General features: G+C 45.6%; 27 protein-coding genes and 1 tRNA gene. 15 read left to right on the top strand and 13 right to left on the bottom strand.

Going from position 1 to position 26285, the window contains the following annotated elements; all coding sequences use genetic code 11:
• Positions 1–3: 3 nt before the first annotated feature.
• The 4 genes from ICE89_RS01180 to cobA are packed head-to-tail and all read right to left on the bottom strand — an operon-like array spanning position 4 to position 3930.
• Positions 4–867 (bottom strand): ABC transporter ATP-binding protein, encoded by an 864-nt coding sequence (locus ICE89_RS01180; RefSeq protein WP_215345032.1) that lies wholly within the window; start codon positions 865–867, stop codon positions 4–6.
• A complete protein-coding gene (gene ntrB, locus ICE89_RS01175; RefSeq protein WP_216264349.1) occupies positions 857–1717 on the bottom strand; it encodes a nitrate ABC transporter permease in 861 nt (286 codons plus the stop codon). The genes ICE89_RS01180 and ntrB overlap by 11 nt, the downstream gene beginning before the upstream one ends.
• 15 nt (positions 1718–1732) lie before the next feature.
• Positions 1733–3106, bottom strand: a complete 1374-nt coding sequence (locus tag ICE89_RS01170) for a CmpA/NrtA family ABC transporter substrate-binding protein (RefSeq protein ID WP_216264348.1) — start codon at positions 3104–3106, stop codon at positions 1733–1735.
• Between the two features lie 20 nt (positions 3107–3126).
• Positions 3127–3930 (bottom strand): uroporphyrinogen-III C-methyltransferase, encoded by an 804-nt coding sequence (gene cobA, locus ICE89_RS01165; protein ID WP_255558612.1) that lies wholly within the window; start codon positions 3928–3930, stop codon positions 3127–3129.
• A gap of 151 nt (positions 3931–4081) precedes the next feature.
• Between cobA and ICE89_RS01160 the strand changes: the two genes are divergently transcribed.
• From ICE89_RS01160 to ICE89_RS01135, 6 genes are read left to right on the top strand one after another with little or no spacing between them, the layout of a single operon-like run.
• A complete protein-coding gene (locus tag ICE89_RS01160; RefSeq protein WP_216861928.1) occupies positions 4082–5377 on the top strand; it encodes a CmpA/NrtA family ABC transporter substrate-binding protein in 1296 nt (431 codons plus the stop codon).
• A complete protein-coding gene (gene nirB / locus ICE89_RS01155) occupies positions 5374–7824 on the top strand; it encodes a nitrite reductase large subunit NirB (protein ID WP_216264347.1) in 2451 nt (816 codons plus the stop codon). Before ICE89_RS01160 ends, nirB begins: the two co-directional genes overlap by 4 nt.
• On the top strand, positions 7817–8167 hold the full coding sequence (gene nirD, locus ICE89_RS01150) for a nitrite reductase small subunit NirD (protein ID WP_011902842.1): 351 nt from the start codon (positions 7817–7819) through the stop codon (positions 8165–8167). Before nirB ends, nirD begins: the two co-directional genes overlap by 8 nt.
• Complete coding sequence (locus ICE89_RS01145; RefSeq protein ID WP_216264346.1) at positions 8160–11000, top strand: nitrate reductase; 2841 nt, start codon at positions 8160–8162, stop codon at positions 10998–11000. The genes nirD and ICE89_RS01145 overlap by 8 nt, the downstream gene beginning before the upstream one ends.
• A gap of 7 nt (positions 11001–11007) precedes the next feature.
• Entirely contained in the window at positions 11008–11916 is a 909-nt protein-coding gene (gene ybiB, locus ICE89_RS01140; protein WP_011902844.1) for a DNA-binding protein YbiB, read from the top strand.
• Between the two features lie 3 nt (positions 11917–11919).
• The gene (locus ICE89_RS01135) at positions 11920–12429 is read left to right on the top strand and encodes an HPP family protein (protein WP_216264345.1); all 510 of its coding nucleotides are present in this window, start codon (positions 11920–11922) and stop codon (positions 12427–12429) included.
• A 6-nt stretch (positions 12430–12435) separates the two neighbouring features.
• On the opposite strand, the gene ICE89_RS01130 is transcribed toward ICE89_RS01135, so the two are convergent.
• Entirely contained in the window at positions 12436–12810 is a 375-nt protein-coding gene (locus tag ICE89_RS01130) for an HPP family protein (protein WP_216264344.1), read from the bottom strand.
• 263 nt (positions 12811–13073) lie between these two features.
• On the opposite strand from ICE89_RS01130, the gene ICE89_RS01125 reads away from it, so the two are divergent.
• Both ICE89_RS01125 and ICE89_RS01120 read left to right on the top strand, forming a co-directional pair.
• On the top strand, positions 13074–13541 hold the full coding sequence (locus tag ICE89_RS01125) for a nuclear transport factor 2 family protein (RefSeq protein ID WP_215360111.1): 468 nt from the start codon (positions 13074–13076) through the stop codon (positions 13539–13541).
• On the top strand, positions 13531–14124 hold the full coding sequence (locus ICE89_RS01120; RefSeq protein WP_216153777.1) for a nitroreductase: 594 nt from the start codon (positions 13531–13533) through the stop codon (positions 14122–14124). Before ICE89_RS01125 ends, ICE89_RS01120 begins: the two co-directional genes overlap by 11 nt.
• Positions 14125–14346: 222 nt before the next feature.
• Here the strand turns inward: ICE89_RS01120 and ICE89_RS01115 are convergent.
• Positions 14347–14441 (bottom strand) — tRNA-Ser (locus ICE89_RS01115).
• 72 nt (positions 14442–14513) lie between these two features.
• Positions 14514–15764 carry an aspartate kinase gene (locus tag ICE89_RS01110; RefSeq protein ID WP_216264343.1) on the bottom strand — a complete coding sequence of 417 codons (1251 nt, stop codon included), beginning with the start codon at positions 15762–15764 and terminating at the stop codon, positions 14514–14516.
• A gap of 171 nt (positions 15765–15935) precedes the next feature.
• Here ICE89_RS01110 and ICE89_RS01105 point away from each other — a divergent pair, with 171 nt between their 5' ends.
• Entirely contained in the window at positions 15936–16220 is a 285-nt protein-coding gene (locus ICE89_RS01105; protein ID WP_216264342.1) for a hypothetical protein, read from the top strand.
• Positions 16214–16507 carry a type II toxin-antitoxin system RelE/ParE family toxin gene (locus ICE89_RS01100; protein WP_216263086.1) on the top strand — a complete coding sequence of 98 codons (294 nt, stop codon included), beginning with the start codon at positions 16214–16216 and terminating at the stop codon, positions 16505–16507. Before ICE89_RS01105 ends, ICE89_RS01100 begins: the two co-directional genes overlap by 7 nt.
• Here the strand turns inward: ICE89_RS01100 and tilS are convergent.
• The 4 genes from tilS to cysS are packed head-to-tail and all read right to left on the bottom strand — an operon-like array spanning position 16497 to position 20852.
• On the bottom strand, positions 16497–17810 hold the full coding sequence (gene tilS, locus ICE89_RS01095) for a tRNA lysidine(34) synthetase TilS (RefSeq protein WP_216264341.1): 1314 nt from the start codon (positions 17808–17810) through the stop codon (positions 16497–16499). The genes ICE89_RS01100 and tilS overlap by 11 nt on opposite strands.
• Entirely contained in the window at positions 17776–18747 is a 972-nt protein-coding gene (locus ICE89_RS01090) for an acetyl-CoA carboxylase carboxyltransferase subunit alpha (RefSeq protein ID WP_216264340.1), read from the bottom strand. Before ICE89_RS01090 ends, tilS begins: the two co-directional genes overlap by 35 nt.
• A 9-nt stretch (positions 18748–18756) precedes the next feature.
• A complete protein-coding gene (locus ICE89_RS01085) occupies positions 18757–19431 on the bottom strand; it encodes a DNA-3-methyladenine glycosylase (RefSeq protein ID WP_216264339.1) in 675 nt (224 codons plus the stop codon).
• Complete coding sequence (gene cysS, locus ICE89_RS01080; protein WP_216264338.1) at positions 19431–20852, bottom strand: cysteine--tRNA ligase; 1422 nt, start codon at positions 20850–20852, stop codon at positions 19431–19433. Before cysS ends, ICE89_RS01085 begins: the two co-directional genes overlap by 1 nt.
• Before the next feature lie 60 nt (positions 20853–20912).
• On the opposite strand from cysS, the gene ICE89_RS01075 reads away from it, so the two are divergent.
• The 3 genes from ICE89_RS01075 to ICE89_RS01065 are packed head-to-tail and all read left to right on the top strand — an operon-like array spanning position 20913 to position 23081.
• Positions 20913–21827, top strand: a complete 915-nt coding sequence (locus ICE89_RS01075) for a M48 family metallopeptidase (RefSeq protein ID WP_216264337.1) — start codon at positions 20913–20915, stop codon at positions 21825–21827.
• Entirely contained in the window at positions 21799–22302 is a 504-nt protein-coding gene (locus ICE89_RS01070; protein ID WP_216264336.1) for a peptidylprolyl isomerase, read from the top strand. Before ICE89_RS01075 ends, ICE89_RS01070 begins: the two co-directional genes overlap by 29 nt.
• On the top strand, positions 22299–23081 hold the full coding sequence (locus tag ICE89_RS01065) for a UDP-2,3-diacylglucosamine diphosphatase (RefSeq protein WP_216264335.1): 783 nt from the start codon (positions 22299–22301) through the stop codon (positions 23079–23081). Before ICE89_RS01070 ends, ICE89_RS01065 begins: the two co-directional genes overlap by 4 nt.
• Positions 23082–23113: 32 nt before the next feature.
• On the opposite strand, the gene ICE89_RS01060 is transcribed toward ICE89_RS01065, so the two are convergent.
• Positions 23114–23902 (bottom strand): inositol monophosphatase family protein, encoded by a 789-nt coding sequence (locus ICE89_RS01060; protein WP_072582299.1) that lies wholly within the window; start codon positions 23900–23902, stop codon positions 23114–23116.
• Between the two features lie 140 nt (positions 23903–24042).
• Between ICE89_RS01060 and ICE89_RS01055 the strand changes: the two genes are divergently transcribed.
• Together ICE89_RS01055 and cysE are read left to right on the top strand one after the other, a co-directional pair.
• Positions 24043–24795 (top strand): RNA methyltransferase, encoded by a 753-nt coding sequence (locus ICE89_RS01055; RefSeq protein WP_216264992.1) that lies wholly within the window; start codon positions 24043–24045, stop codon positions 24793–24795.
• Positions 24796–24818: 23 nt separating this feature from the next.
• Positions 24819–25583 (top strand): serine O-acetyltransferase, encoded by a 765-nt coding sequence (gene cysE, locus ICE89_RS01050; protein WP_216264334.1) that lies wholly within the window; start codon positions 24819–24821, stop codon positions 25581–25583.
• A 94-nt stretch (positions 25584–25677) separates the two neighbouring features.
• Here the strand turns inward: cysE and ICE89_RS01045 are convergent, their stop codons facing one another.
• The gene (locus ICE89_RS01045) at positions 25678–26280 is read right to left on the bottom strand and encodes a peptidylprolyl isomerase (RefSeq protein WP_216263226.1); all 603 of its coding nucleotides are present in this window, start codon (positions 26278–26280) and stop codon (positions 25678–25680) included.
• Positions 26281–26285: the final 5 nt, after the last annotated feature.

The raw sequence follows: 26285 nt of genomic DNA, 5'->3' as shown, positions 1-26285 counted from the left end.
GTATTAAGCAACAACCGCATCAACGCCTGGAAGCACTATTACAGGCTTGTAACCATCCAACTCACCCTTAGCACCTTTTACCTGTAGATCCTTTGATCGATTGACTAGAAAATCTACTAAATGGTTTCGCATTGGGTAATACATAGCATCATGATGTAAATTGGCCCGCTTTCTTCCTTTGGGCAAAGTGTTGACAACGATTTCAGCGATACGTGCATTAGGGCCGTTGCTCATCAGCATAATTTTGTCAGAAAGCAAGATTGCCTCATCAACATCATGGGTGATCATAAATACAGTTTGATTTGTTTCTTTGCAAATTTTGAGAAGCTCATCCTGAATAACCCCGCGAGTTAACGCATCCAAGGCTCCGAATGGTTCATCAAGTAGTAGCATTTTTGGCTCAATTGCAAAGGCTCTTGCAATACCAACCCTTTGCTTCATACCGCCAGATAATTCAGATGGTTTTTTATTTTCAGCATTTACCAAGCCGACCATCGCCAGATACTTTTTGGAATGCTCAGTAATCTGCTCTTTTGACCAATCGGGATACTTTGACTTCACTGCAAAAGCCACATTCTGCAGTACTGTCATCCACGGCATTAAAGCATGCCCTTGGAATACAACGCCACGCTCTAAACCGGGGCCCTGAATGCGCTTACCAAGCATGATGGCATCGCCGCCAGTTGCTTCTTCAAGACCAGCAAGCACATTCAAAATAGTGGTTTTGCCACATCCGGAGTGACCGATGATACAAACAAACTCTCCTTTTTCGATTTCAAAATCTATTCCTTCAAATACTGGAGGTGCGTCAGCTTTATACGACTTGCTGAGGTTTGAAACTTTGAGGAATGTATTTTCAATCTGCATACGAAACCGCCTTTTGTAACTTGCCAAATGCTGTATCTAGCAACATTCCAACAATACCAATTAAAAGAATTGCAAAAATAACACTGGAGAGCGATAGGTTATTCCACTCATTCCATAAGAAGTAACCAATTCCGGTGCCGCCGACAAGCATCTCAGCAGCAACGATCACTAACCAGGCAATACCCATAGAGATGCGCATACCAGTCAAAATAGTTGGTGCAGCCGCAGGAAGAATGACTAAGAATGCCTTACGTAAAGGAGAGACTTCCAATGTCTTGGCAACGTTTAATAATTCTTTACGTACATTAGCAACTCCAAATGCTGTGTTTAGGAGCATTGGCCATACGGAACAAATAAAGATCACAAAAATACCAGAAATCGCAGAGTCTTTGATGGTGTATAGCGCAATCGGCATCCAAGCCAATGGAGAAATCGGCTTTAGGATTTGAATGAAAGGATTAAATGCCTCATAAGCTAATGGTGACATCCCAATCCAGAATCCAAACGGAATAGCGACAATCATTGCCAACAAGAATCCTAAGGCAACACGCGCCAAAGAATAGGCCAGCTGAATACCAATTCCCTTATCGTTTGGACCATTGTCATAAAAAGGGTGTGACAACTGCTTATAGATAGTCTCCCCCATCTGCGTTAAGGTTGGAAATCCAGTTTTTTGAACAGGCTCACTACCGCCCTGACCCATGAGGCTGTTGTATTCACTAGAGGCAGTTGATACCCCAGGCGGCGGTGTAACTTTTTGTGTTGTCGCCATATGCCAGATAAATAAGCACATGAGCAAAATCACAACCGATAGAATTGCACCTTTAACCTTAATTGATACTGTTTTCATTCATTTACCTTACATTCATGCTTTATTAGTTTGAAAAGATTTCAAATAGGCTGCTGGCTGACTAGGGTCAAACTCTTTACCCATAATCTTGTCTTTTTTGTATCCCACTTTAGCTAATGGTGGAACTGCAATGCCAGTCTCACCCATATACTTTTTAGCGTCGGTCAACAAGAATACTTTTTCAGAGATGTCCTTGTAATTCACATCGCCTTTGACATAGCCCCAGCGCTGCATTTGAGTCAACATCCAGGTTGCCATGGAGTACCAAGGAATTGGGTTGAAGTCGATGCGATCTGGTACGTTTTGCACATTGCCTAGACCATCTGCAAACTTACCAGTGAGAACTTGCATTACAACTGTCTCTGGCTGGTTAAGGTAATTTGGCGTAGAAATTACTTTAGCAATTAAAGGTCTATTCGCAGGATCACGCGCCATCGTCGAAGCATTTAAGACTGCACGATAGAGGGCTGCAAAGGTATTTGGATTCTTGCGGATAAAATCTTCTGAGGTTCCAAAAGCACAGCAAGGGTGACCGTCCCAAATCTGCTTAGTCAGGATGTGTATAAATCCGACCTCGTCATACACTGCGCGCTGGTTAAATGGATCAGGCCCTAAAAAACCATCAATATTGCCGGCACGTAAATTAGCCACCATCTCTGGTGGAGGTGTAACGCGAATCTGAATATCTTTATCTGGATCTAAGCCAGCTTGAGCTACGTAATAACGCAGCAAGAAGTTATGCATTGAGTATTCGAATGGAACAGCAAACTTCATGCCTTTCCAGTTTTTCGGATCACGATTATCTTTGTGCTTGTTAGCTAACGTAATAGCCTGACCATTCACGTTCTGAATTGTGGCCACACGCATCTGAGAAGGATCAGAACCCAAGCCCATTGACATTGAGATCGGCATTGGTGATAAAAAGTGTGAGGCATCATGCTCTTTATTGAGCATCTTGTCACGAATTAAAGCCCAACCTGCGGTCTTATTAAGGGTAACGTTCAGGCCTTGTTTTTTATAAAAACCTAGTGGGTCGGCCATGATGAGTGGAGTCGCACAAGTAATTGCGATAAAGCCAATTTTTAGGTCTGGTTTTTCTAATGGCGCTTTTTCTTGCGCCATTGCCTGCAAGGACCCTACCGGCAAGAAGCCCGAGAGAGCGCTCATTGCTCCACCAACTCCAACAGCCTTTAAAAATGCGCGTCTACGATCTTCTTGAGGAAAAAGAGCCTTAACTAAGCTGGCCTCAACAAAATCTGCGCTTTGCTGCTCGGCATCCATCATTGCTGAAAGCGAGTTTGCATGATCTAACTCAGATGCATGCTGTCCACAGCTACAGCGGTTGCTAAACAGAGGTCTATCTGGATCAAAAGGACGATATGAATTCATTTATAGCTCCTAGTAAGTAATTAAGATGCCGCTTGAAATACGTTGAAATGATTTTGTGACTCGATTAATGGGATAAGCGTATGCAGTTTTTTTCTATAAACCTCTCCGACCATCACCACAACAGGTTGCTTATCTAAAAAATGATGATGAACATCACCAAAGCGCAATTCATCTAATGTGCAGGCGAAACTGCGTTGCGTTGGCAGACTGACCGATTCCATCAAGCAAACAGGGGTATCTACCGTGTAGCCCTGAGCAATCAATGTTGTCGCAACCTCAGATAGCTGATCACGCGCCATATAGTAAATAGCGGTTTTATGATCTTCGTGTGCACAACGGCCTGGAAGTGTAGTCAGCGTCAGGGTTCTACTTAACTCTCTCGTAGTTGGAGGCTGCTTTAATTCTGCCGAGGCCGCTAAGGCAGTAGTGATACCTGGAACAATCTCATAGCGCACGTTTGCTTTCTCAAGAGCATCAATCTCTTCCTGTGCACGACCAAAGATCATTGGATCTCCGCCTTTTAAGCGCACAACTACTGAGTACTTACCTGCAGCATCCACCAATTGCTTGTTGATGAAGTGCTGAGAGCTTGAATGCGATCCGCATCTTTTGCCTACCTGCACCAACCTAGTGCTAGGACACCACTCCAACATAGAAATATCAATGAGTGCATCATAAAAAACAATGTCTGCCTGAGCCAAAATTCTTGAACCCCGAACAGTTATGAGATCAGAGGCTCCAGGCCCAGCACCGATGAGGTAGACGCCAGGCAACGCCCCATTTAATTTGGGTGCTTTGACTGTTCTTGGTGCAATTTGTTCCATGCATCATTTGTAACAGTCAGCAATAGCCCTAAATTCTCTATGTGAACCAAAAGTGCTCATGCATTGGTTTGGTGCACCAATTCTGAGCCATTTCATTAATCTCGCAACTTTCAACTTCTTTATTGTTAGTTATCGACCAAAGGAGCTCAGCATGAAAGAGAAAACAAGCATTAGCGGCTTATTACCAGAAGCTACTACCCCCACTGTTGCTGATGCGAATCCTACGCGTCGCAAACTTATCCAAAGTATTGGCTCTGCAAGCATTCTGTCTTTAATAGACCCAATGGTTAAAGCAGGAGCTTGGGCAGCAGGCTCCGACGCCCCTGAGAAAACGGATGTAAAGGTCAGTTTCATTGCCCTTACAGACTGCTCATCGGTTGTCATGGCCAACCATCTTGGTCTAGATAAGAAGTACGGCGTCAAGATCATCCCCACCAAAGAAGCATCATGGGCTGCAATCCGTGACAAGCTAGTGAATGGTGAAAATGACATGTCGCACATTCTGTATGGCTTGATGTACGGACTGCAAATGGGTATCGGTGGACAACAAAAAGATATGTCTCTCCTGATGTCCTTGAACAATAACGGCCAAGCAATTACTTTATCTAAAGCGCTTTACCAAAAGGGCGTTACTGATGGGGCAAGCCTTAAAGCTTTGATGGATAAAGAAAAGCGTGACTACACTTTTGCGCAAACTTTCCCAACCGGTACGCACGCTATGTGGCTCTACTACTGGTTGGCGAACTACGGCATTAATCCATTTAAAGACGCGAAAATTATCACTGTTCCGCCCCCACAAATGGTCGCGAATATGCGTAGCGGAAATATGGATGGCTATTGTGTAGGTGAGCCCTGGAATGCCCGCGCAATCATTGACGGCATTGGCTTTACAGCCATTACTACACAAGCAATTTGGCAAGATCATCCGGAAAAAGCTTTAGGAACAACTTCTGATTTCGCTAAAAAGTACCCCAATACTTGTCGCGCTGTTACAGCTGCGATCTTAGAAGCAGGTAAATACATAGATGCATCGACAACTAATAAACATACAACTGCAGAAGTAGTGTCTGCGCCTTCGTTTGTCAATACTGATGTTAGTGTGATTCAAGATCGGATGATGGGTCGCTATAACAATGGTATCGGCAAGACCTGGGATGACCCGCATGCGATGAAGTTTTATAACGACGGTTTAGCGACTTTCCCATACCTATCTGATGGCATGTGGTTTATGACTCAACATAAGCGCTGGGGATTACTCAAAGAACATCCAGATTACTTGGCAGTTGCGAAGAAGGTTAACAATATCGCTATCTACAAAGATGCGGCTACGGCCTCCAAAACCCCATTACCAAAAAGTGATATGCGCTCCAGCAAATTATTTGATGGTGTTGTGTGGAATGGCTCCAACCCTGCTGCTTATGCAGATGGCTTCAAGATCAAAGCATGAAAAAACAAAAACTCGTCATGATTGGCAATGGGATGGCCGGAGTTAGGACCATCGAGGAACTATTAAAGCTCGACCCAGAGCTTTATGACATCACCATCTTTGGTGCTGAGCCCCATCCCAACTACAACCGCATTTTGCTGTCCCCAGTATTGGCTGGCGAACAGACTCTTGAGCAAATTGTTCTAAATGACCTCGATTGGTACAAGAGTAATGGCATCCATCTTCATCTTGGCAAAACCATAACTAAGATTGATCGCAAAGAGCGCACGGTTATTGCCGATGATGGCACCGTTGAAAGCTACGATCGCTTATTGCTAGCTACGGGCTCTTTACCATTCATCTTGCCTGTTCCGGGAAATGATTTACCTGGCGTGATTGCGTATCGTGATATCAAAGATACCAATGAGATGATTGATGTGGCAACGCGTTACAAAAATGCCGTTGTCATTGGTGGCGGCCTACTTGGTCTAGAAGCTGCAAATGGTTTGGCTCTCAGGGGTATGAGTGTGACTGTGGTCCATCTGGCTGAATGGTTGATGGAAAGACAGCTAGATAAAACAGCGGCTGATTTACTACAAAAATCCTTGGAAGAAAAGGGTCTTAAGTTTTTACTGAAAACTTCTACCGAGGCAATTACCCCTAATGCAGCTGGCGATCGTGTCGGCCATATCCGCTTCAAAGGCGGGCTAGAAATACCGGCTGACTTAGTTGTTATGGCGGCGGGTATTAAGCCCAATACAGCTTTAGCTGAATCTGCAGGTTTACATTGCCAAAGAGGCATTGTTGTTAATGACACTTTGCAAACGTTTGATCCAAGAGTCTATGCAGTTGGCGAGTGCGCAAGCCATCGAGGAACTGCCTATGGTTTAGTTGCGCCTTTATTTGAGCAGGCTAAGGTTTGTGCAAATCACCTTGCCGAACACGGTATTGGTCGCTATGAGGGCTCAGTAACGTCAACAAAACTGAAAGTAACAGGTGTTGACCTCTTCTCCGCTGGAAACTTTATGGGAGGCGAAGGCACTGAAGAAATTACTCTAGCCGATCCTATTGGTGGCGTGTATAAAAAATTAGTTCTTAAGGATGATCGTTTAATTGGCGCCTGCATGTTTGGCGATACAGCAGACAGCACTTGGTATTTCAAGCTCATGCGTGACGAACAAAGCATTGCAGAAATTCGTGACACATTGATGTTTGGTGAATCCAATATTGGTGATGTTGGCCATCAAGGTCACAATAAAGCGGCCGGAATGACTGATGCAGATGAAATTTGCGGATGCAACGGGGTTACCAAAGGCACCATTGTCAAGGCTATTCGGGAACAGGGTTTATTCACGCTTGATGAAGTAAAGAAATGTACTAAAGCAAGCAGCTCCTGTGGCTCATGTACAGGCCTAGTTGAGCAAGTGCTGATGAATGTTCTTGGCACAGACTATTCAGCAACCCCTAGAAAGAAATCAATTTGTGGATGCTCCGATCTTTCTCATGATGAAATTCGTCAAGCCATACGCTCCGGTCACTTAATTTCTCAAGAGCAAGTTCGCACCGAGCTGAATTGGAGAACACCTAACGGTTGCGCGACTTGTCGCCCTGCCTTAAATTATTATTTGATCTCCACATGGCCACATGAAGCAAAAGATGATCCACAATCCCGCTTCATTAATGAACGTGCTCATGCCAATATCCAGAAAGATGGCACCTACTCAGTTATTCCGCGGATGTTTGGTGGTCTAACTACTCCTTCTGAACTACGAAGAATTGCTGACGTTGCTGAGAAATACCAAGTGCCCACAGTGAAGGTCACTGGCGGCCAACGAATTGACTTACTTGGCATCAAGAAGGATGATCTCCCAGCGGTTTGGAAAGAGTTGGATATGCCGTCAGGTCATGCCTATGGCAAATCAATTCGCACAGTGAAAACTTGTGTTGGTGATGAGCACTGTCGTTTTGGTACCCAGTCCTCCATGAAAATGGGCGTAGATCTAGAGAGAATGCTCTTTGGTATGTACGCACCTCACAAAGTGAAGCTTGCAGTATCTGGCTGCCCACGAAACTGCGCAGAAGCTGGCATCAAAGATGTTGGAATCATTGGTGTTGAATCTGGCTGGGAACTCTATATTGGTGGTAACGGCGGCATTAAAACTGAAGTAGCGGAATTTCTCTGTAAAGTTAAAACTGATGAGGAAGTTCGTGAATATTCTGGTGCCTTCTTACAGCTGTACCGCGAAGAAGCTTGGTATTTGGATCGAACTGTCCATTACTTGGCAAGAGTTGGCATGGAATACATTAAGCAAAAAGTGGTCGACGATGCTGAAAGTCGTAAAGCTCTCTACGAAAGACTGCTGTTTGATCTAAAAGATGCTCCAGATCCCTGGAAAGACTTTGAACGTGCTGGTGTAGATGTTCGTCAATTTAAAACCATCCCTATTGTCGAGGTTGGAAATGTCTAATACCGCCCAACTTGATCAGTGGCAAAAAATCACAACAGTTGATGAGATTCCTGTTCTGGGATCTCGGGTTATTGAGGCGCCAGCTGGTCAAATAGCTATTTTCAGAAATTCAGAAGACGAAGTATTTGCCGTATTGGATAAGTGCCCGCATAAGGGTGGCCCCCTGTCTCAGGGCATTGTCCATGGAAAATCCGTAACCTGTCCACTGCATTCCTGGAATATAGATCTCTCCACTGGCTGTGCAGTTGCCCCAGATGAAGGCTGTGCTAAATCCTTTGCAGTCAAAGTAGAGTCTGGTGTGGTTTGGCTAAGCCGCGAGGAATTGCAAGCTACTCATGGCTGAAGTTAAGAGCACCTGTTGCTATTGCGGTGTTGGCTGTGGCGTCATTATTGAAACCGCAGAAAGTAACGGAAAGATCGAGGTAACCGGGGTTCGCGGCGACCCCGATCATCCTGCAAACTTTGGCAGACTCTGCAGTAAAGGCTCCACCCTTCACCTCACTGCAAACCCAAGCCTTCAGATGCAGGCTCGGCTGGGTTCACCAGCAATCCGCAAGGCAAGAGGCGAAGATCCGGTAGATATTTCTTGGCCCGAGGCAATTCAAACTGTTGCCCAAAAATTTGCCGACATCATTCAAGAGCATGGTTCAGAATCTGTTGGCATTTATGTGTCTGGTCAATTACTGACCGAAGACTATTACATCTTTAATAAGTTAATGAAGGGCCTAATTGGCTCTAACAATATTGATACCAACTCACGCCTATGTATGTCTAGTGCGGTAGCTGGCTACAAGCAAACTTTGGGAATGGATGCCCCACCCTGTTGCTATGAAGATATTGATTCTGCATCCACTATTTTTATTACGGGATCAAATACCGCTTTTGCTCATCCGATTTTATATAGACGTCTTGAGGATGCCCGTAAAAATAATCCGGATCTCAAAGTTATTGTTGTTGATCCCAGAAAAACCGATACCGCCAAAGAGGCTGATCTCTACCTACAGATACAACCTGGTACTGATGTTGCCCTCTATCACGGGATGCTTTACATCATGCTCTGGGAGAAATGGATTAATGAGTCTTATATCAACTCATATACGGCAGATTTTGATGCGCTGCGTGATTTGGTTAGAGATTTCACGCCTAAGGCAGTAAGTCAGATCTGTGGCATTAACGAAAAAGACTTGTTCCAAGCAGCGCAATGGTTTGCAACTTCTCCCGCAACTCTATCGATGTACTGCCAGGGATTAAATCAATCAGCATCAGGTACAGCCAAGAATGCTGCTTTAGTAAATCTACACTTGGCCACCGGTCAAATAGGGAAAGCTGGTGCTGGTCCATTCTCTTTGACTGGACAACCCAATGCCATGGGTGGCCGGGAAGTTGGAGGTTTAGCCAATCTACTATCCGCACACCGTGATCTTGCTAACCCAGAACATCGTGCAGAAGTTGCAAACCTGTGGGGGGTGGATTCAGTTCCCGAAAAGCCAGGTCTTAGTGCCATTCCCATGTTTGAGGCATTGCGTACTGAAAAACTAAAAGCCATATGGATTGTCTGTACAAACCCTGCACAATCAATGCCTGATCTCAATGCAGTTCACGAGGGATTAAGCAAGGCAGAATTTGTTGTGGTGCAGGAAGCTTATGCGCACACGGCCACTACCTTATATGCAGACGTATTATTGCCCACCACTACCTGGGCAGAAAAAGTGGGAACAGTTACTAATTCAGAGCGAAGAATTTCCAAAGTAAATCCCGCAATTGATCCCTATGCGTCTGCTAAACATGATTGGCAGATCGCTCTTGAAATTGGATTAGCTCTTGAAGCGCTATTACCAGGCAATAGAAAAGAAGGAACATCCACTCTATTTCCTTACGCCGGACCTGAGGATATTTGGAATGAGCATCGTGAGAGTACAGCCGGTCGCGATCTCGATATTACTGGTTTAAGCTACAAAATCCTTGAGGAGCGTGGGCCTCAACAGTGGCCAATGCCAGTAGGTTCAGATTCGGGAAAGAAACGTCTCTATGAAGATGGAATATTCCCAACTAAAGATAAGAAAGCACACTTTATCGCTGCGCCTCATAAGGCAACTGCAGAATCAGTGGATGCACGATATCCATTTGCCTTAAATACTGGGCGCCTCAGAGATCAATGGCACGGTATGAGTAGAACCGGAACCATTGGAACGCTTTATGGGCACTCACCTGAGCCTTGTGTAGAACTATCACCTAAAGATGCCGGCAGGATGAATCTAGAAAATGGTGATTTAGTTCATGTCACTAGTCGCAGAGGTAGTGAGATCTTCCCAATCAAAGTCTCAGACGATATCGCCTCCTCGCAAGCCTTTATTGCTATGCACTGGGGTTCTGAATTTATTTCAGGCGCTGCTGGTAAAACACCGGGCCGCGGAGTCAACGGCCTTACTTGTAACATGATCGACCCTTCATCCGGTCAGCCCGAACTGAAACATTCAGCCGTAAAGATTTTGCCCGCTAATCTTCCCTGGCATTTAGTAGCTTTCGGCTTATTTCCTAAAGAAGAAGTATTTTCTGTTCAAAACAGTTTGCGCAGCATCCTGCCTCATTTCGATTCTGCCCAATGTGTTCTATTTGGTAGAGAGCAGGATGGTGGCCTCATTGGAGTTTCATTCAAGGCCGCTCACCACGATGACCCGCTAGAAGAATCAGAATCTCTTGCCGCGCAAGCTTTAAAGCAAGTGATGCAGAAATTCAAGCTAGATGAAGCATCTGGAGAACCTGTAATGCGCTATATTGATAAGCGCAGGGGCGTAGTTCGACTTGTTCGCGCTCAAGAGAAGGTTCTATCTGCCATGCTTACCGGCCCTATTGGCAGCCTAGCAAGTACTGCCTGGTTAAGAGAGTACCTAGAAAGCGGTTTAGATGCAAAAGCGCTTGGTCGGTCTTTGTTGATGCCTGTCAGCAAACCCCCTGTAGAAATTAAACCCAAAGGTAAGGCCATTTGTAATTGCTTTAATGTATCTGCAGACACAATGAAGCAATGCTTAAGCAAGATGCCTGCAGGAACCTCCCCCGATGATGCTATGAGCTCACTTCAATCAGAAACGCAATGTGGAACTAATTGTGGATCCTGCAAGCCCGAAGTCAAGCAAATTATTGTCAGCTTTCTCAAGAAAGTGGAAGTAGCGGCATAATCCTGCAATGAGCATCACATCATTCTTAAAAGTTATTGGCCGAGGCAGCAAAGGTGCCGGCGATCTTGATCGCAATCAGGCTAAAGAAGTATTCACTCAAATTCTAGATGGCAATGTCAGCGATCTTGAGCTCGGTGCATTTTGTATTGCTATGCGCATCAAGGGTGAGTCCGTATCTGAGCTCATGGGCTTTATGGATGCTCTGCAACCACATCTAAATTTACTAAATCTTGGCACACGTCCAACCATAGTCTTACCAAGCTATAACGGGGCTAGAAAACAAGCAAATCTCACACCACTTCTTTCCGGCATGCTTGTTAGTTATGGTTTTACAGTGCTTGTTCAGGGGGTCGAAAAAGATCAAACCAGGATAACGAGCCATGAAATCTTTAAGTCCCTTGGCTGGCCAATTCTCAAAACGAAAGATGAATTTGGTGCACTCCTGGCATTGAATCAACCGATCTTTTGCTCTCTTAATGTTATTTCCCCAGCGCTTCAAAAGTTATTAGATATCAGGGAGCGAATAGGTCTGCGGAATACTAGTCATGTGCTGGCAAAACTCATTAACCCAACCCTTCAGAAGCCTTGGCAAGTTTCCAACTACACCCATCCAGAATACCCAGAAAAACTACGAGAATTTTTTCAACTTCGTTCAGCCAATGCAATTTTGATTAGAGGGAGCGAGGGTGAACCAACTGCCTCCCTGCAACGATTACCTGAAATGCATTTTTTGCATGCAAATGCGAATGAAATTACAACCCCCGAAGAGCGCTTTGAAGATCTCAGTCCGTTTTTAGACATTGATGCCATTTCAACCGCATCCGTTACCGAGCAAATTCTATCTGGGCAAGTCAAATGTCCGAGCTCAATTCTCAGACAAGCCATTCAAATATCTACGATGGCTGGATTACACTAAGCGATGCTCAGAACAGTTAAACGTTTGGCATGGGTTTCATTGGGAGCAATCGTTGCGCTTGGCTTGGCCCTGCTTGCCACTAAACCACCAACAACGCCATTACTACTTGCTTCGCTAGGCGGTTCAACAATATTTCTGTTTGGCTTGACTGGTGCTCCTGCAGCACAGCCAAGAGCTTTATTTGGCGGGCACCTCATCAGCGCACTTATTGGTATTGTCTGCTACCAGCTCTTTGATGATGCTTTATGGGTTTACTTGCTTGCGGAGGTAATTACTTTGGCAGTCTTGTTGCTTACACAAACTGTACATCCGCCAGCTGGTGCAAATCCACTTATCATGATCCAGGCGCACGCTGGCTTTGGCCATCTCGTAGTAGTAGTCTTGGTAGGGGTGACAATTCTTGCGGTTGTAGCAGCCATCTGGAGTCGCCTCACTCCCGGGAAATCCCTGCATTACCCAGTGAAGTGGAATGAACCTTCACCACAATCCAAGGATTGGAGTGTGTGGGGGTAGCACAGCTTAGCCTAACGAACGCTTTATTAAAGCTTTATTTAAAAAACTCGCCAAGATCAATACAAGAGAGTCGGCCAAAACAGGATGCAAGGCAAATTCATAGCTATTAGTTCCAGCCATTACTATAAAAATACTTAAGAAAACCGCTGGCGGGTGCATACACCCCAGTAAATACATTCCAACCATCGTGCCAATGACGGCTAATGGAATGCCCACAGAAATCGATGGAATCAGATAAACACAAATGAAGGCTACGCAGGAAGCTAATAGATTTGCTTCTATTAAAGTTAAGGGCGAAAAGAATTTACTATTGGGAAATAGGAAAATAAATAAAGCGCTGACTCCAAAAACTGCCGTCACCATGTTTTCATCTTGAGTCATATCACCCCATAGAAGATTCAATAGGGCTATCGCAAAAATAGTTAGGCCAACACCAATCGATACTCGCAACCTATCAAACCAAGAATATTGGTCTTGTCGTGGAGCTATCCTATTGAAATACTCAATCAAGCTTTTAAATAATTTTTGCAGAAAAAAATTCCATCTATTAGAACGGCGAATGCACCAAAAATGGCATATTGCTCTATATTGTATAAAGTATTTTGTGTAACCTTAGAGCTATATAACCCTCAATAAAGCGAATCATGGAACAGAAACTGCCATTACCCCCTTTTACCAAAGAAACCGCTATTCAGAAGATTCGAATGGCTGAAGATGCTTGGAATACCAGAGATCCCGAGAAGGTTTCCTTGGTTTATACGGAAGACACTATTTGGCGAAATCGGGCTGAATTTCCAAAAGGTAGAGAGCAAGTAAAAGAGTTTCTTCGCCGCAAATGGGCCAAGGAGCTTGACTACCGCCTGATTAAGGAATTATGGGCATTTACAGATAACCGCATTGCGGTTCGTTTTGCCTACGAATGTCATGATGACTCTGGTAACTGGTCGCGAAGCTTTGGTAATGAGAATTGGGAGTTCAATGAAAATGGTTTCATGATGAGACGTTTCGCTAGCATCAATGATTTACCCATTAAAGAATCTGACCGAAAGTTTTTTTGGCCCCTAGGAAGAAGACCTGATGACCATCCAGGACTAAGTGATTTTGGCTTCTGATAATTTAGATTCACTCGGAGGCTTTGCTCATGCGCTGATCCATAGTCGCCAGCATGTTTCTCCTAAAAGACTGATTGCACCAGGCCCTAACCTACCCCAGAAATTAGAAATTCTGAATGCGGCTGGAGCCGCCCCCGACCATGGAAAGGTAACGCCTTGGCACTTTTATGAAGTCAGCCCCGAAAGTCGTAATTTATTAGGCGACTTGTTTGCAGACGCGCTCATAGCAAGAGACCCAAGCGCAACGCCAACTCAAATTGATGAAGCAAAGCAGAAAGCTTTTCGAGGCCCCTTGCTTTTATTGGCAACTGCTAAGCTGAACAATGAACTTGACAACATTCCCGAGCAAGAAAAACTCATCTCCGCAGGATGTGCAATTCAAAATATTTTACTAATGGCTAATTCTTTAGGATTTGGTTCAGGACTATCAAGCGGTAAGGCTCTATACAGCCAAAAGATGAGGGAGTTATTTTTACTTAAGGATAAAGAGGAGCCTCTGTGCTTCATCACTATCGGCACTATCTCGGTTCATAAGCCCAATAAGCAAAGGCCTGATGCAAATTCTTATAGTTCTGTTTTCTAACCGAATCTATTGAACGTTTTTAGCTTCTCAACAATTAATTAACCATGCCATCAAGGTGTGCTGAGTAATCGTTAGCTTAAATTGCATTAGCCACACATCCGGAATCAAATATTGCTTGAGTGGTAAGCGTACTGGTAAGCGGGAGTGATAAAGAAAAAGCCCCGGTTATGGGGCTAAGTCATTGATGCATATAGTGAAAAACAGAAAAAATACCAAAAGTACTGGCGGAGACGAGAGGATTCGAACCTCCGATCAGAGTTTTAGCCCCGATGCTCCCTTAGCAGGGGAGTGCCTTCGACCAGCTCGGCCACGTCTCCGTACTTCTTACTATTACAACGCCCCACAGTTTAACGGATAACCGCTCCTGAGGGGTTTATTACGCTTTTTACTTACTTCTGATCCAGCTCAAATGCCTTATGTAAGGCGCGTACAGCCAATTCCATGTATTTCTCATCAATCACTACTGAGATCTTGATTTCGCTGGTGGAGATCATCAAGATATTGATGCCCTCTTCTGACAAGGTGCGGAACATCTTGCTGGCGATACCAACGTGAGAACGCATGCCAACACCAACTACTGAAACTTTAGAAACCTTTGGATCACCAGAAATTTCTTTTGCTTCGATATGGGCTTGTACTGTGGTCTTCAGTATGTCTAATGCTTTTTGATAATCAGCACGTGGCACTGTAAATGTGAAGTCTGTCTTACCTTCTACAGATTGGTTCTGAATGATGATGTCCACATCAATATTGGCATCCGCAATCGGGCCAAGAATTTGATACGCAATACCTGGACGATCAGGAACTCCAAGAACGGTAATCTTCGCTTCATCACGCGCAAAGGCGATGCCGGAAATAACTGCGGCTTCCATAGTGCTGTCCTCTTCAAATGTAATCAAGGTGCCCGACTTCATCTCAATGTCTAAGGGCATCAATGGGTCTGTCAAAGAAGACAGAACCCGGGTTTTAACTTTGTACTTACCTGCAAACTCTACTGAACGAATCTGCAATACCTTTGAACCTAAGCTTGCCATTTCTAGCATCTCTTCAAAGGTAATCTTGTCTAGGCGACGTGCGTCCTCACAAACACGAGGGTCAGTTGTATAAACACCATCAACGTCTGTGTAGATTAAGCACTCATCGGCCTTTAAGGCCGCTGCCATGGCAACCGCTGAGGTATCTGAACCACCACGACCTAATGTGGTGATATTGCCGTTAGGATCAACGCCCTGGAAACCAGTAACAACCACTGCTCGACCAGCATTAAGGTCTTTGAGAATCTTTTCGCTATCAATGCTCTTAATGCGCGCTTTGGTAAATGCAGAATCCGTGTGGACTGTTACTTGCCAACCAGCGTAACTCACTGCATCGATACCCTCACGGATTAACGCCAGCGCTAAGAGACCGGAGCTAACTTGCTCACCAGTAGATGCAATTTGATCTAACTCGCGTGGGTTTGCATCCGGATTAATTTCTTTTGCAAGGCCGAGCAAGCGATTAGTTTCGCCAGACATGGCCGAGGGCACGACCACCACTTGGTGACCTGCACGCATCCATTTGGCAACGCGCTTGGCAACATTGGCAATGCGCTCTGTTGAGCCCATTGAGGTGCCGCCGTACTTATGAACGATAAGAGCCATAAAAACCGTCTATTTAACTATCTGTAACAAGGAAATGAATCCTTGGAGGTCTAAAAAGGGCTTATTTTACAGGGTTTTGTAGGGCTTAAGCCCAACTCGTTGACTTTGCACTAGGGCCGGTTTAGCATGGTGTTACTTTAGTGTTACCTCAATGTTTCCTTTGGAGCTTCCATGAGCCCTATAAGTACGACCTCCCTCAAACTCACTGATGAAATCAAACTCCAAGCAGCCAATGCGGCCAAAGATCTTGGCATTACTACTCACGCCTTTATGGTTGAAGCAATTAAGCAAGCAAGCATCAATGCGGAATTGCGGAGATCTTTTATTGAAGACGCTAACAATGCTCGCAAGGAGGTTTTACAAGAAGGTAAAGTGCATGATGCAGATAAAGTCTTTAAACATTTAAAAGCACGCATTGCCGGTAAGAAGTCAACCTTGAAAGCAACGAATTGGTAAGAATTGTTTTCTCCCCAAGAGCCCTATTAGATCTCGAGAGACTTACTGACTTTTTAGTTGAAAGTGACAAAAATGCTGCTCTAGCTACTTTAGAAATTATTGAGAGCGCAATTCAGATATTGTCTGAACACCCTTACATCGGTCGCACCTGCGATGCCCACATCAGAGAATTAATTATCTCCCGCGGAAAGTCTGGTTACGTAGCGCTATACAGCTTTGATGAAACTAAAAATGCCGTGCTCATTTGCACCATACGTCATCAAAAAGAATCTGGGATTACGCCTTAGTCCAAATTGGCAGGAAACGTTTGCCATCTGAAGTCAGATGTGGGTAACTCAGCCCAATACCAGCCACCGCGATCAATTCATCGTTGATATAGAGCAAGGGGGCCTGACGCTCCCAGGGTGGGATATCAGCCTCCTGGTAGAGGTTTTTAAGGGTTTTACGGGGCGTCTTAGGCTTAACCTGGATCTTCTCCGAGCCTAGGCGCTCTCTAAGGGTGATTTGATTATTCTCTTGGGCAGCTTTTACCCAATCTGCAGGCAGACCTAATTGCTTGGAATTCGCTGGAAGTAATTTGAGAACCCAACCCCCTTCTTCTGGATTGGATACTTGCAGTGCCCCACGCCATAGGTAGATTTTTTTCTCATCATGCAACCACTCTAATTTGGCATCTGCTTTGACTTTAGCAAGATCACGCCACCAAGCTTGTAGGCGCTCCTGAGATGGCATCGCCAACTGCTGCGTTTGCAACCAATGGCGCAAGACATTGTTTGCTGCCGGTAAATCATCTTTAGCAAGAGCTAGTAATGGGCTTACTTTCAATTGATCTTTATTGAGAATGCTTCTGCCATCTTGTGTTGCTAGTCGGTTAAGTAGTGTTTGTGCTTCGCCAAGAAGCTCTGCACTGCGCGCCATATTAGCCAAGGCTTCTGGTTGAATCTTTTCTAGTACTGGAATAATTCTTTTACGAACGGCATTACGGCGATATTTTGTATCTTGATTGCTGGGATCTTCAATCCATTGGAGCTTATGTTCTTTTGCGTAAGCCTCAAGCTCTTGTCTACTTTGATTTAAAAGTGGTCGCCATAGGGTGAGACTTTGATTGCTTGAAACTCCCCTACTGGTTGGCATACCAGACAAGCCAGCTACGCCTGAGCCCCGCAGGAGCTGCAGGAGAACGGTTTCCGCTTGATCGTTTTGGTGATGGGCCAAGAGTAAATCTTCGATGCAATATTCTTCACAGAGATCGGCGAGCGCTTCGTAACGCCCTGCTCTTGCTCTAGCCTCGATATTGCCTTGCTCGTGTGGATTGTCTAGATGCAAGAGTCGAAAATCAAAATGGATCTTGTATTTTTTTGCTAGCTTCTCACAAAAGATTAACCACTCATCTGCTGATTTTTGCAAGCCATGATGAATATGAAAAGCGTAAATCTCGTTCTTGGTTTGGTTTTTGTTTTGTGTTGCTTCTTTAGCTTGCGCCTTGCAAACCGTGTCGAGCAACACAACCGAATCGAGGCCGCCACTTAAGGCAACCGCAATTCGTTTTCCCGGCTTAGGACTTTGCTGTAATTTCCTTGAACTTGCCATAGCTCATCAAACGCTCATGACGACGTTCAAGTAATGCATCTACCTTCATGCCATCAAAAGTTTTTAAGGATTCAGCAAGTGCTTTGCGCATATTGCTCATCATATTGTCGTAATCACGATGTGCGCCACCAATAGGCTCAGCAACGATCTTATCGATTAAACCCAAAGCCTTTAAGCGCTGAGCTGTGAGGCCCAGCTGCTCAGCCGCCTCAGGAGCCTTATCGGCGGTCTTCCAGAGGATAGAGGCGCAGCCTTCAGGAGAGATTACTGAGTAAGTGGAGTTCTGCAACATTAAGACCACATCGCCCATAGCAATTGCTAACGCACCACCGGAACCACCTTCACCAATAATGGTGGCGATGATTGGAACTTCAAGCTCTGCTTGCACAAACAAATTGCGACCAATCGCTTCAGACTGATTGCGCTCTTCTGCATCAATACCAGGGAATGCGCCTGGGGTATCCACAAAAGTAAATACCGGAATGCCAAACTTTTCTGCAAGACGCATAAGGCGCATTGCTTTGCGATAACCTTCTGGCCGACTCATGCCGAAGTTTCTGAGGGCACGCTCTTTAGTATCGCGGCCCTTCTGATGACCAATCACCATACAAGGCTGATTTTCAAAACGGGCTAATCCAGCAATGATTGATTGATCATCTGCAAAAGTGCGATCACCATGCAGTTCATGGAAGTCGGTAAATAAGGCGTCAACATAATCTAAGGTGTAAGGACGCTGTGGATGACGCGCTACTTGAGAGACCTGCCAAGGAGTCAAATTGGCATAAACATCTTTTGTTAATTGCTGACTTTTTTCGGAAAGAGTTTTGATCTCATCGGAGATATCTACCGATGACTCGTCTTGTACAAAACGCAGCTCTTCAATCTTTGACTCTAATTCGGCGATTTGCTGCTCAAAATCCAGGAAAGTCGTTTTCATAGTCTGATTTTAATGTTCAACTGGGGCGGGGTCGAGACTTCTCCACATATACCAGGTAGCTACCGTTCGCCATGGGGCCCAATTGGCAGCCACCTCCCTCGCCTCATGGCGGCTAACAGGCTCACCGCTGAAGTAATTGAGGGAAATAGCTTTAATTAGACCAACATCGTCTAGAGGAAGGATATTAGGGCGAACCATATTAAAAATGAGGAACATTTCAGCAGTCCAGCGCCCAATTCCCCGAATAGAGCTTAATTCTTTGATCACGCTCTCATCATCCATATCTTTCCACTGATTGGCATGCAGGCGCCCAGAATCAAAGTGATCTGCCAAATCACGGATGTACTCCGCCTTGCGCCCAGACAATCCCGCTGCACGCAATTCTTCTACAGAGAGCGCTAGGATATTTTTGGGGGTGACTTTCTTTTTGCTAGCGGCAACCACTCTATTCCAAACGGATTGGGCTGCTGCTACTGAAATCTGCTGCCCTACAATCGATCTTGCCAAAGTATTAAATGAATCGCCGCGCGTCACTAAAAATCCAGATCCAATTTTAGGAATCAGTTTTTTCAGAATACGATCATGCTTCATCAATTCCTTGCAAGCCTGCTCCCAATAGTCTGGAGCAATTTCCTCAAGAATTGATTCTGCTTTTTCTACTTTTATTTCTTTTGCTGCAGTCATTAAGCCCTACGCCATTCTGTTAAGCCGCCGGGTTTATCTTCCAGAACAATTCCTTGCTCTAGTAATGTCTTACGAATTAAGTCTGCTTGGGCAAAATCTTTTGCCTGTTTGGCAGCCACACGTGCAGCGATATGTTCTTCAATTTGTGCAGGACTTAAGCCATCCTGATTTTTGGAGCCCGCTTGTAAAAATGCGGTTGGATCACGCTGCAAGAAATTCAATGAAGCGCCTAGGGCCTTCATTGTATTGGCGAGCAATTGCTTTTCTTCGCCTTGTGCACGGTTAACTTCGCTGGCCAGGTCAAACAAGACTGCAATCGCCTCTGGTGTATTGAAATCATCATTCATGGCATCCGCAAAGCGCTTGGCCCACGGGTTATGTGGATCCAGATTAATTGCTTGCGCTTTTGGGGCTTGAGCCAAGGCGGTATATAGACGACCAAGGCCTGAGCGCGCCTCTTCTAGTTGTGCATCGCTGTAATTTATCGGACTACGGTAATGCGCCTTGAGCATGAAGAAGCGCAATACTTCAGGATCAAAGCTTTTAAGCACATCCCGAATTAAGAAGAAATTGCCTAACGACTTAGACATCTTTTCTTCATTGACCCGAATGTGGCCATTATGCATCCAGTAATTTACAAAGGGAGCATCGTCATCTTTGCGATCCTTGCCATACAAAGCGCCTTCGCTTTGGGCAATTTCATTTTCGTGGTGCGGGAATTGCAAATCGGCACCGCCACCATGAATATCAAAATGCTCGCCCAGTAAGTCACAAGACATTGCTGAGCACTCAATATGCCAGCCTGGACGGCCTTCGCCCCATGGCGATTTCCAGCGAGTATCAGCCGGCTCTTCTGCTTTAGCACTTTTCCATAAAACGAAATCCAGTGGGTCACGTTTGCCATCACCCACTGCCACCCGCTCGCCAGCATTTAATTCATCAAGCGTCTTACCGGATAGCTGACCATAACGCGGCAATAAACGCACCGCAAAATTGACATCACCATCATTGGCTTGATAAGCCAATTCGTTTTCAATGAGTTTGCCAATCATGCCCTGCATTTGGGCGATGTAATCGGTAGCGCGCGGCTCTTGATCGGGATGCATTAAACCCAATTCATCCGAGTCGGCATGCATCGCATCGATAAAGCGATTGGTTAATGCAGAAATGGGTTCGCCATTCTCAATGGCACGGTTGATGATCTTGTCATCAATATCAGTGATATTGCGCACATAAAGCACTTCATAGCCGCTAGCCCTAAGCCAACGCACCACCATATCAAAGACAATCATGACCCTGGCATGGCCAATATGACAAAAGTCATAAACCGTCATGCCACAGACGTACATCTTGACCTTGCCCGGCACTATGGGCTTAAAGACCTGTTTAGAACGGCTAAGGGTGTTATAGATTTGCAGCATAGGGCTATAAAGGTGGGGCAAGTAGCGCCAATTTGTTAGACTGAGCGCTGAGTATATCGAATGAGCCCGTTTCACACCCCTTCCTCTATGCCCCACAACGCCCCAGCGCCACACCCTGCCCTGAATAAGATCTTAGTCCCAGCTTTTGCCACTTTGGTATCGCTGGTACTGATGACAGGCTGCAGCACGCCTGCCCAGCAACGTGCCGATGCTGAAATTCAGGCATTAAATACCCAAGAAATGAAGTCAGGCCAATTGGCTCCACAACCCTATTTAGGTGGTTACAGTCCAACGGATCCCCCTAGGTTATCGGCGGATATGGGCTATGACCCATTAAACCCAGAGTTATCAGAGACCGTTGGCGTCCCATTTTTATCCTTCTTGATTATTGAGCCGGACCCCATCACCAAAAATGCAGTGCCATCCGATGTAGAAAAACTCATCAAGGCACGTAAATACCAAGATGCGGTTACCCAAATCAATACGGATCTCAAGAAGACGCCACGCAATGTGCAATTGCGTTTTGTAAAAGCGCGCTTACAAATTGAGATGCGCCAATTCGATCAAGCCAAAAAAACGTTGATTGAAATTACTCAGCAGTTCCCAGAATTACCAGAGCCTTATAACAATCTTGCCGCGATAGCTGCCAACCAAGGTCAATGGATTGAAGCGCGAGATTATTTAGAGCTTGCATTAAAGCTGCGTCCTAGCTATGCCATTGCCTCAGCTAATTTGGGTGAGATCTATATTCGCCTTGGCGCTCAAGCGTATGAAGACGCTGCGAAAAATGCAACACTGAATCAGCGCCAATACTCCAACCGCGCTAAAGCGCTCTTAGATGTGCTCAAGCCCCCTGCAAAGCGCCCTGTTAATCGCGCCCTCAATTCTGCAGATACTCTGCCTAGCAATACTCCATCCACTAACTCTCTAGAAAGTAGACCTAATAATGGCGAAAGTTCTCTTAAAAACCAATAAGGGTGAGATCACCCTCACTCTTGATGCAGCTAAGGCACCGAAAAGTGTTGCTAACTTTTTGCAATACGTAAAAAGCGGTCACTACGATGGCACAATCTTTCATCGTGTCATTGATAACTTTATGGTTCAAGGCGGCGGCATGACTGCGGGCATGAAGCAAAAGCCTACAGGCGCAGAAATTGAAAACGAAGCTAATAATGGCCTCAAGAATGATCGCTACACTGTAGCCATGGCGCGTACCAGCGACCCACATTCTGCAACCGCTCAATTCTTCATCAATGTGAATGACAACGATTTCTTAAACCACACCGCTCCGAATGCCCAAGGCTGGGGTTATGCGGTATTCGGCAAAGTTACTGGCGGCATGGATATCGTTGACACCATTCGCAAAGTCAAGACTGGTAGCTCCGGCTTTCACCAAGATGTTCCTGCTGAAGATGTTGTGATTGAGAAGGCTACTGTTCTCGAGGAATGATTCCGCAACACGCGAGCGCGCTGCTCATATCAGACTTACATCTCACGCCGTCAATGCCCTTGACGGCGCAACGCTTTTTTGACTTCTGTGAAAAAGACGCTCCTAAAGTTGAGGCTGTATTTATTTTGGGTGACTTATTTGAGTATTGGGTTGGTGACGATGTATCCGCATCTTCACCTTTTCAACAAGAAGTTCAGCGTGCCATCGCCAATCTTTCTGCCAAAGTAAAAACATATTACATCCATGGCAATCGAGATTTTTTAATCGGCAAAAGTTTTATTAAAAAGACTGGCATGACGCTCTTGCCAGATCCTAGCGTAGTTGAATTAGCCTCACACAAATGGGTCTTAGCCCATGGTGATGCTTTATGCACTGCAGACTTTGGCTATCAGGTATTTCGTAGTTGGGTTAGAAAACCTTGGGTGCAAAAACTCTTTTTAACCTTGCCCCTCAATTGGCGCAAAGGTGTTGCCCAGCATCTACGTAGCAATAGTCATAGTCAATATCAAACACAGCAACGCTCTGCTGCAAATCAACTCAAAATGGATGTCACGCGAGAAGCTTGTGCAGCTGTGATGAAAGATCAATCTGGCGACAGATTAGTTCATGGGCATACTCACTTGCCAGCCCATCATGAAGAATCTTTGAATACCCAGGCTTGGCAGCGCTGGGTTTTATCTGACTGGGATCTCGATCACCCTGAGAGCCTTCACCCTCGGTCAAGCGCCCTACTGATCGATAGTGCTGGAGCGCGCTATCTCGACCTCATTAAGCACTAAACGCTACAGACTTCTCAGTTCGAGAAATTGAATTAAGAAACTGAGTATTTAGAGAGTGACTGCACCATCTGCGCGAAGATGCGTGGATTAGCAGCCATGACTTCGCCACTTTTCAGAAAGCCTTCTTCGCCGCGATAGTTACCAATCAGTCCACCTGCTTCAGTAATTAGCAATGCACCAGCAGCCATGTCCCATGGTTTGAGATCGCTCTCAAAAAATCCATCGTAACGACCAGCTGCTACATAAGCCAAATCCAATGATGCAGCGCCTGGGCGACGTAAGCCCGCGCATTGACGTGACATTTCAGCAAAGATCTTTAAATACTTTTCTAAGTCCTGGTCTTCACGATACGGAAAGCCAGTACCGAGCAAAGAATTTGCCAAGCGATCTTGCGTAGCTACACGCAAACGCCGACGATCCAAATACGCACCCGCACCACGGGTAGCAGTGAATAACTCATCACGTGTTGGGTCATAAACAACGGCTTGTTGAGTCACGCCATTGACTGCGAGCGCAATCGAAACTGCATACTGCGGAAAGCCGTGAATAAAATTAGTTGTGCCATCTAGTGGATCAATGATCCAAACGTTTTCTGCATCCGCATTGTGCTCGCCTGTTTCTTCAGCCAAAAATCCATGGGTTGGATAGGCTTCGCTAAGCGTTTCAATGATGGCCGCTTCTGCGGCTTTGTCCACCTCGGTGACGAAATCGTTGTGTTGCTTACGGTCAACTTGCAAGCGCTCCAAGTTCAAAGAAGCACGATTAATAACTGTTCCAGCGCGACGGGCGGCCTTGACGGCCACATTTAACATGGGATGCATAGTATTGATGGACAAATTAAATAAGAACAAGCTCCTTGTAATGCCTGCAAAAAGGAAAATTGCATGACAATACGAAGCTAACAGACTGATTCTAAACGATTAGCATCTATTACCCCCTATAAACACTCCCATTGGCATTGATGAATATCGACAAATCTGAACTACTGCGCTGGGTTTTAGTCGAAACCAGTCACCCAGGAAACGTGGGTTCAGCTGCTCGCGCCCTTAAAACGATGGGCTTTAGCGACCTGCGCCTTATTAATCCCAAGATCAAAGATATAGCAGCCAATGCGGATGCCATTGCTCTAGCCAGCGGTGCGGCAGATATCCTTCAGCACTCCTCAGAAACAAGCTCTTTATCTTCCGCCGTAGAGGGTTGCTCACTAGTTTTAGGCTTAACCAGCCGTGATCGAGAGTTTGGCCCGCCAGCCTTAGACTGGCAAACCGCTCGGACCTTAATAACCGATACGACAGCAGGAGGAGCACAGGTTGCCCTGCTCTTTGGTCCAGAAAGAACTGGCTTGGATAACGATCATTTGGCCTTATGCACCCATAGGGTCTGGTTAGATGCCAATCCTGACTACCCGTCTCTTAACTTGGCCCAGGCAATTATGGTCTGCGCTTACACCCTTAGGGAAACACTCTCCCGGCATTTGGGAGGGCGAAATGCCTTATCTAGCCGGGAAGAAATGGCTGATTTTGCCGATCCTGCGGCCGTTGCAGCGATGGTGGAACATTGGCGCGAAGGTTTGGAGGCTATTGGGTATTTAGATCCAGCCAACCCCAAGAAACTGATGCCCCGTATTCAAGCGCTGTTTGCTCGTAGCCGCCTTCATAAAGAAGAGATTGATCTGCTACGCGGTATTGCAAAACAGATGCTCCTGAGAAAATAAGCGCATCCCGTTAAAATCAAGCTATGTCAAATCCCCTATTCGACCAAGTCGACTCCATTATTGCCAGAGACCCAGCAGCCCGGAATCGTCTCGAGGTCATCACTTGCTACCAAGGCTTGCATGCAGTTTGGCTGCATCGCATCTCCCATTTTTTATGGAATCTTGGTCTGAAATGGCTTGCCCGCGTGTTGTCCATGTTTGCGCGTTTTTTCACTGGGATAGAAATTCATCCTGGTGCAAAGATTGGTCGCCGAGTATTTCTGGACCATGGACTTGGTATTGTGATTGGTGAGACGACTGAAATTGGTGATGACTGCACGATTTATCAAGGCGTTACCTTGGGCGGTACTTCGCTTTATAAAGGCGTTAAGCGCCACCCCACTCTTGGTAAAGGTGTTGTGGTCAGTGCTGGTGCAAAAGTTCTCGGTGGATTTACTGTAGGCGATGGCGCACGAGTTGGATCCAATGCCGTGGTACTAAAAGAAATTCCTGCAGGTGCAACTGCAGTTGGTATTCCTGCGCGCATCCTGCATCCAGATTTACCGCAAAGTCCTGATAGCAAAACAAAGGAATATTTTTCTGCTTATGGAGTGACACCGAATGTAGATGATCCTGTATCAATGGCGCTCAAAGGTTTAATTGATGCCACGATCGAACAAGAAGCCAAGATTGCAGCACTAGAGAAGGCGTTAGCCAAGTTAAGCAACACCCCTGCTGGCGTTGATGCTGAAGGCTCTAGCGATACCAAACGCGACCTTGATGCGATTAAACAGTGGCTAAGGGAATAGTGCTTCGCAGCCACCCTTGGGGTCATGCAGAAGAAATGATGCAAAGAAAAAGGAATAGCATGCTATTCCTTTTTTTATGCAAGTTTGGTTTTAATTAATGCAGCGTACGTGGGCCAGTGCTATCACTACCTAATGCACCGCCTGGAAATTCCTCCCCTTCATCGTCATCGCCATCATCATTGGGCATTCCAAACGAAAAACTTTCTCCACCTTCTGGATGACGATTTTCAATTTCATCATCAGTGGCTGCGCGAACATCTTCAACTTGAACCCAAAAACGTAATGCCATGCCTGCTAAGGGATGATTGCCATCTAACACGACCTGACTATCTGCAACATCTGTAACGGTATAGATTAAAGGCTCATCATCTTCAGGATCATCTACTGCGGCATCCTCATCTGCATCAGGAACACCTTCAAATTGCATCCCTACTTCTAAAGGCTCAGGGAAACGGGTGCGCGGTTCGATCTTTAACAACTCAGGATCATATTCACCAAAGGCTTCACTAGGCTCTAGCTGAATCGTTGCCTCATAACCAATATCTTGGCCATCAAGCAGGGTCTCGATTTTAGGAAAAGTGCCTTCATAACCACCGTGCAGGTATACCATCGGAGAATCGGGTTCCTCGATAACATTGTTTTGCGCATCGGTTAACTTATAGCGAAGGGATACGATGGTATTTTTTTCAATCTTCATGCGGA

Origin of the sequence: Polynucleobacter sp. AP-Kaivos-20-H2, from assembly GCF_018882215.1 — a bacterium.
Classification (GTDB): domain Bacteria; phylum Pseudomonadota; class Gammaproteobacteria; order Burkholderiales; family Burkholderiaceae; genus Polynucleobacter.
Note: the sequence above shows the minus strand (reverse complement) of the source record. Positions and strands in the feature narration are given on the sequence as shown.